This is a genomic window from Moorena sp. SIO3B2 (genome assembly GCF_010692525.1).
Lineage (GTDB): Bacteria > Cyanobacteriota > Cyanobacteriia > Cyanobacteriales > Coleofasciculaceae > Moorena > Moorena producens.
In genome coordinates, this window is the sequence record NZ_JAAHHE010000754.1 from 1 (window position 1) to 1,917 (window position 1,917).

2 protein-coding genes and 1 pseudogene are annotated in these 1,917 nt (G+C 44.5%); all 3 read left to right on the plus strand.

All coding sequences use genetic code 11. The features are described from left to right. A partial coding sequence (locus F6K38_RS40655) for an ATP-binding protein (protein WP_287360513.1) occupies positions 1-1,228 on the plus strand: 1,228 nt, incomplete at its 5' end. Further along, on the plus strand, positions 1,182-1,628 hold the full coding sequence (locus tag F6K38_RS40660) for a response regulator (RefSeq protein ID WP_502709660.1): 447 nt from the start codon (positions 1,182-1,184) through the stop codon (positions 1,626-1,628). The genes F6K38_RS40655 and F6K38_RS40660, both read left to right, overlap by 47 nt. A 165-nt stretch (positions 1,629-1,793) precedes the next feature. Then, a pseudogene (locus F6K38_RS44700) lies at positions 1,794-1,917 on the plus strand (hybrid sensor histidine kinase/response regulator); the annotation flags it as partial.

Below are 1,917 nucleotides of genomic sequence, written 5' to 3' on the forward strand. Positions count from 1 at the left end.
CAATTTACTGGACTTAACCAGTGCTCAAGGTGCAGCAATTTGTTTTGGGGATAATTTTACGGTTATTGGTGAAACCCCTAGTGAAGAAGACCTGAAGTTTTTGGTGCAATGGCTGAAACAGAATGTTGATCAAGAGGTTTTCTATACTGATTCTCTGCCTCGCATTTATCCTGATGCACAACGGTTTAAAGATATTGGTAGTGGCCTGCTAGCCATCCCCATTTCCAAGAGAAACTATGTGCTGTGGTTCCGATCAGAGGTGATTCAAACTGTGAATTGGGGGGGTGACCCCAATAAAGCCTTTGAAACAACCCACACACAGGGGACTTTGCAACTATCGCCCCGTAAATCCTTTGAACTGTGGAAAGAAACCGTTCGCTTAACCTCTTTACCCTGGAAACAGGTAGAAATTAAGACAGCACTGGAACTGAGGAAAGCATTGATTAATATTGTCCTGCGTCAAGCTGATGAATTGGCTCAATTGGCTCAAGATCTAGAACGTTCCAATGCTGAACTGAAAAAGTTTGCTTATGTGGCATCCCATGACCTGCAAGAACCCCTGAATCAAGTGGCGAATTATGTGCAGCTGTTAGAAATGCGCTACAATGACCGACTTGACGAAGATGCCAGCGAGTTTATTACCTTTGCGGTTGAGGGAGTCAGCCTCATGCAAACCCTGATTGATGATGTGTTGGCTTACTCGAAAGTCGATTTGCAGGGCATTGAGTTTAAACTGACGGAAGTGGAAACGGCCTTAGACCATGCTCTGGCTAATTTGCGGGGACGCATCCGTGAAACTGGAGCAGTGATTACCCATGACCCCTTCCCAACAGTTATGGCTGATAGCACCCAGTTGATGCAACTGTTCCAGAATTTAATCGGTAATGCGATCAAGTTCCGCAGTGAACAGCCACCGGAAATCCATGTGGGGGCAAAACGACTCGAAGATTCATGGCTATTTTCAGTGCAGGATAATGGCATTGGCATTGAACCGCAGTTTAGCGATCGCATTTTCGTGATCTTCCAACGTCTGCACACCCGGGATGAGTATCCTGGCACAGGTATGGGTTTGGCTATCTGTAAAAAGATTCTGGAGTGTCACCGGGGCAAAATTTGGGTAGAGTCAGAACTAGGTCACGGTGCCACCTTCTATTTTACAATTCCAGTAAGGGGACGCGAGCGTGAGCGTAGAAACGGACGAAAGACACAAAATCATATTTTTGGTTGAAGACAATAAAGCCGATATTCGCTTAATCCAAGAAGCGTTAAAAAATAGCTCGGTACCCCACCAGGTAGTAACGGTCAGAAATGGCATGGACGCTATGGCTTACTTAAACCAAGAAGGAGAGTATGCTGATGCCGTCCGTCCAGACCTGATCGTGCTAGATTTGAACTTGCCAAAAAAGGATGGTCGAGAGGTGCTCGCAGAGATTAAGGCTGACCCTAATCTCAAACGGATTCCTGTGGTGGTATTAACTACCTCAAGAAATCAGGATGACATTTTCCAGAGTTACGACTTGCATGTGAATTGCTACATCACCAAATCCCGGAATCTTAGCGAATTATTCAAAATCGTCAAAGGAATTGAAGACTTTTGGCTCTCCACTGTCACCCTGCCATCACAATAAAGGGATTAGGGATTACAGATTAGGGATTACAGATTAGGAATGAACCATGAGAGACTAGGGATTAGACATCAGGGTTGACTAATACAAAATCAGGAAACCAATGACGATTCTCTATCAAAGGAGAAATCCAGACCAATAAGCCCACAGAATAAATACTCAAAGGTAATGCCTGAAGGCTCAGTAAAAATCTTGTTAATTGAGGACAACCTGGCAGAAGCCAGATTGTTACAAGAGTTTTTGAAAGAAGCTCAGTTCAGGCACTTTAGTCTAGTTCATGTCAAGCGGTTGC